General features: G+C 36.6%; 4 protein-coding genes. All 4 read left to right on the top strand.

Annotated features, from left to right (window positions below; genetic code table 11):
* On the top strand, positions 1 to 736 hold a 736-nt coding region (locus GEZ85_RS09805), incomplete at its 5' end, for a hypothetical protein (protein ID WP_228113631.1).
* Positions 737 to 1,940: 1,204 nt separating this feature from the next.
* Positions 1,941 to 2,732 carry a Cof-type HAD-IIB family hydrolase gene (locus GEZ85_RS09795; protein WP_153210185.1) on the top strand — a complete coding sequence of 264 codons (792 nt, stop codon included), beginning with the start codon at positions 1,941 to 1,943 and terminating at the stop codon, positions 2,730 to 2,732.
* Positions 2,732 to 3,550 (top strand): Cof-type HAD-IIB family hydrolase, encoded by an 819-nt coding sequence (locus GEZ85_RS09790; RefSeq protein WP_153210184.1) that lies wholly within the window; start codon positions 2,732 to 2,734, stop codon positions 3,548 to 3,550. The genes GEZ85_RS09795 and GEZ85_RS09790 overlap by 1 nt, the downstream gene beginning before the upstream one ends.
* 3 nt (positions 3,551 to 3,553) lie before the next feature.
* On the top strand, positions 3,554 to 4,792 hold the full coding sequence (gene ftsY, locus GEZ85_RS09785; RefSeq protein WP_084929570.1) for a signal recognition particle-docking protein FtsY: 1,239 nt from the start codon (positions 3,554 to 3,556) through the stop codon (positions 4,790 to 4,792).
* Positions 4,793 to 4,960 lie beyond the last annotated feature (168 nt).

Genomic DNA, 4,960 nt, shown 5'->3' with positions numbered 1-4,960 from the left:
AACTTGTATTTTATACTTATATAAAGAAACGAAGGATAAAATACTAACAGTATTCAAAAAAGTGATTATTTTTGTGATATTTGTAGTTATATCACTTTATGCCAATAGGATAGTTCCAAGTGAGTTAGATAAAATTTTATTATTAGTAATAACTGTATATTTTTCTTTTGATAGAGTGGTATCTCTAGGAAAAGATATCCAAGATATTATAAAAAAGTATAGCTTGAGATATTATTATGAAGATGAATTTTTATCTGTTAAAGATATAAAGGATGAGTACTTAGAGATGAAGTTTATAAATTCTTTTGAAATAGATGAACATGAACTGATAAAACAAATTATTTTAAGAGATAAAGTATGTTTTTTAGATGAATTAAATCAATTGTGTGAACTCTATACTAGAAAAAAATTTGAAGAATACAGACAGCTTGTGGAGTTTTATTTATACATCATAAATATTAATTCTAAAGAGGAAATTAATTTAAATGATGAAGAAAGAAATCTTAAAAATATTCTTAAAATTCAAAATCAAAAATTATTTCCAATAGAATTATATAAAGAATATGCAACTATTTTATATACTCAGAAAAAATTTGATGAAGCAATTGAATTTTATGAAGAGTTCTTATGGTACCTAAATAAGGATGAACTAAATAACATGTATCAATGCTATAAAGAGCTGGGAAAAGACAAGGAAGCAGGTAAGTTAAAACAACATTATATAAATACTATGTAAATCATGACCACCCATCTATAGCGGGTGGTTTATTTGTCTCGCACCTAACGGAGCGAGACGGACTAATAGTCACATAATCAAAGAAACACTTCACAGAAATTTGTGAAGTGTTCTTCTTAATGTTTGTTTTTTAAACTTTTGCTTATATTTCGATAACATTATGGACTGCCTTTGGACTATTTATGTTTTATACAGCGGTTCGTGATGATATGCGTAATGAAAAAGAACGTAAGGAGAAGAAAAATGATTGAGATAATTTATGGAATCTTTGTGACATTAGTAGGAGTGTATGTTGGAGAAATAGTCATTAGAAGACTAATTGATGTATACATTGAAATAAAAGATAAATTAAGTAAGTAAACGGCAATGGGGATGGAGAGATTCACTCCCTTTATTTGATTGGAGGTAAGAAATGAAAATAGAAAAACTATCACTTGATTTAGAAACTTTTCCAGTATTAATCGAGCAAAGTCAGGAGTGTATCGTTACGCAGAATTTGATAATTTTGATATATTACTATATAGACGTAATCAAAAATATAAAGGAAAAGAAAAATGGGATACTCCATCATTAGGAGACGAACACATTCACAGCTTGAATATTTAAGGCATCAATCAAGTTATCACTAACAAAACAGAGATTATTCAAAATATGGAAAGGTTAGTTAGGATGCTTGAGAATACAGATAATCTAACAGAAACAATCAAAAACTTAGAACTTGAGATGGCAGACATTAGCGAACAAGCATAGAAAATGGTTCAGCGAAATACAAAAGTTATCCAAAACCAAGAAACTTATCAAGCAGAGTATGATGGGCTAGTAGCTAGGTCTGAGAACTTACAAAGTCAGCTCTTTGAGAAATAAAGCACACTTCAACTAAGAAAACAAAGAACAGACGTGAAGATGTTTATAGAATTATTAAGCAAACAAGAACACTTGGTCACAGAGTTTGACGAGAAGATGTTCAACACCTTAGTTGAGAAAATGATTGTATACACAAAAGACAAAATAGAAGTTTACTTCAAAGACAGTCAGATCATAGAAATATAATCTGGCTTTTTTCTGTGGAGAGTCATATTGGTTTTATGGTATAATAAATAAGATTAGACAGATTGAAGAAATAAAGGGGTATACATAAATCGTTACAAGATGCACACCCTAAATGCCCTTTGCACACCCCTAATTCAAAAAAGGAGATAATTGTATGATAAAACTCATTGCAACGGATATGGACGGAACCTTCCTAGATGGGAATGGACGCTTTGATATGGACCGCCTCAAGTATCTCTTGGTTTCCTACAAGGAAAAAGGGATTTACTTTGCGGTAGCTTCGGGGCGCGGATTTCTGTCTCTAGAAAAATTATTTGCTGATGTTCGTGATGACATTATTTTCATCGCGGAAAATGGCAGTTTGGTAGAATATCAAGGTCAGGACTTGTATGAAGCGACTATGTCTCGTGACTTTTATCTATCAACTTTTGAAAGGCTGAAAACTTCACCTTATGTAGATATCAATAAACTGCTCTTGACGGGAAAAAAGGGAGCTTATGTTCTAGATACGGTTGATGAGACCTATTTAAAAGTGAGTCAGCACTATAATGAAAATATCCAAAAAGTAGCGAGTCTAGAAGATATTACAGATGACATTTTCAAATTTACAACCAACTTCACAGAAGAAACGCTTGAAGCTGGGGAGGCTTGGGTCAATGAAAATGTCCCTGGTGTTAAGGCTATGACAACTGGCTTTGAATCTATTGATATTGTTCTGGACTATGTCGATAAGGGAGTGGCTATTGTTGAATTAGCTAAAAAACTTGGCATCACAATGGATCAGGTCATGGCTTTTGGAGACAATCTTAATGACTTACATATGATGCAGGTTGTGGGACATCCTGTAGCTCCTGAAAATGCACGACCAGAGATTTTAGAATTAGCAGAAACTGTGATTGGTCACCATAAGGACCAGTCGGTTATAGCTTATATGGAGGGCTTATAATGGCAGATATAAAATTGATTGCATTGGACTTGGACGGGACCTTGTTGACTACTGATAAAAGGCTGACGGATCGCACCAAGGCAACCTTGAAAGCTGCGCGTGATCGTGGTATCAAGGTTGTATTGACAACTGGTCGTCCCTTAAAAGCTATGGATTTCTTTCTCCATGAGCTAGGGACTGATGGCCACGAAGATGAGTATACGATTACTTTTAATGGTGGTTTGGTTCAGAAAAATACAGGTGAAATCCTTGATAAAACAGTCTTTTCATATGATGATGTAGCACGCTTGTATGAGGAAACAGAGAAATTATCACTGCCTCTTGATGCCATCTCAGAAGGAACTGTTTATCAAATCCAATCTGACCAAGAAAGTCTTTATGCTAAATTTAATCCAGCTTTGACCTTTGTTCCAGTGGACTTTGAAGACTTGTCTAGTCAAATGACCTACAATAAATGCGTGACTGCCTTTGCTCATGAACCCTTAGATGCAGCTATTCAGAAGATTTCTCCAGAATTGTTTGACCAATATGAAATCTTCAAATCACGTGAGATGTTATTAGAGTGGTCTCCTAAAAATGTCCATAAAGCAACAGGTTTGGCAAAACTAATCAACCATCTAGGAATTGACCAAAGCCAAGTCATGGCTTGTGGTGACGAGGCCAATGACCTCTCTATGATTGAATGGGCAGGGCTCGGTGTTGCCATGCAAAACGCTGTTCCTGAAGTCAAGGCAGTCGCAAATGTAGTGACTCCAATGACCAATGATGAGGAAGCTGTCGCTTGGGCTATAGAAGAATACGTGCTAAAGGAGAACTAAGATATGGGATTGTTTGACCGTCTATTCGGAAAAAAAGAAGAACCTAAAATCGAAGAAGTTGTAAAAGAAGCTCTGGAAAATCTTGATTTGTCTGAAGACACTGAGACTGCCCTTACAGAAGCAGAGGTTGAAAGTTTTGAAGAGACTGTGCTTGAAGAAGAGGAAATCCAAGACACAGTTGAAGTAAATTATGATTCAGAGCCAGTTGTAGAAGTTCAACAAGAAGAAGTCCCAGAAGAAGAGAATACTGAGCTCCTAGAGACTGTAGAAGAAAATAATTCTGAAGTGCTTGAACCAGAAAGGCCTCAAGCAGAAGAAACTGTTCAGGAAAAATATGACCGCAGTCTTAAGAAAACTCGTACAGGATTTGGTGCTCGTTTGAATGCCTTCTTTGCCAATTTCCGCTCTGTCGACGAAGAATTCTTCGAGGAACTGGAAGAATTACTGATCATGAGTGACGTTGGTGTCCAAGTCGCTTCTAACTTAACAGAGGAGCTTCGTTACGAAGCCAAGCTTGAGAACGCCAAGAAACCGGATGCACTTCGCCGTGTCATCATTGAGAAATTGGTTGAGCTTTATGAAAAAGGTGGCAACTATGATGAAAGAATCCACTTCCAAGATGGCTTGACAGTCATGCTCTTTGTTGGTGTTAATGGTGTTGGGAAAACAACTTCTATCGGAAAACTAGCCCACCGCTACAAACAAGCTGGGAAGAAGGTCATGCTGGTTGCGGCAGATACCTTCCGTGCAGGAGCAGTAGCCCAGCTTGCTGAATGGGGCCGTCGTGTTGACGTTCCAGTTGTGACTGGACCTGAAAAAGCTGACCCAGCTAGTGTAGTCTTTGATGGCATGGAACGTGCTGTAGCTGAAGGTATCGATATTCTTATGATTGACACCGCTGGTCGTCTGCAAAACAAGGACAACCTCATGGCTGAGTTGGAGAAGATTGGACGCATCATCAAGCGTGTTGTGCCAGAAGCGCCGCATGAAACTTTCTTAGCATTAGATGCTTCAACTGGTCAAAATGCCCTGGTACAGGCCAAAGAATTTTCAAAAATTACCCCTTTGACAGGAATTGTCTTGACTAAGATTGATGGAACGGCTCGAGGTGGTGTTGTTCTAGCCATCCGTGAAGAACTCAATATTCCTGTAAAATTGATTGGATTTGGTGAAAAAATCGATGATATTGGAGAGTTTAACTCAGAAAACTTTATGAAGGGTCTCTTGGAAGGCTTAATCTAATCAGAAGCAAAAATCCTGCAAGGTACAAACTTGCAGGAAATTTTTTAGGCTCTATAATATTTGTAGTGGGTAAATCCCCTATGGATATTATGGAACCTATTTTGTTGTAGAAAAAAAGTTCCATATGACCTATAATGAAAAGCGACTAAACAACTCATTAGAAAGATT

Origin of the sequence: Streptococcus mitis, from assembly GCF_009496205.1 — a bacterium.
In the GTDB taxonomy this organism is placed as follows: Bacteria; Bacillota; Bacilli; order Lactobacillales; family Streptococcaceae; genus Streptococcus; species Streptococcus mitis_BN.
This window is presented reverse-complemented; position numbering and strand designations above follow the sequence as displayed.

Bases quoted from the DNA above. Each gene is read 5' to 3' on its own strand.
- ftsY (WP_084929570.1), top strand. From the start codon at position 3,554: ATGGGATTGTTTGACCGTCTATTCGGAAAAAAAGAAGAACCTAAAATC.
- GEZ85_RS09790 (WP_153210184.1), top strand. From the start codon at position 2,732: ATGGCAGATATAAAATTGATTGCATTGGACTTGGACGGGACCTTGTTG.
- GEZ85_RS09795 (WP_153210185.1), top strand. From the start codon at position 1,941: ATGATAAAACTCATTGCAACGGATATGGACGGAACCTTCCTAGATGGG.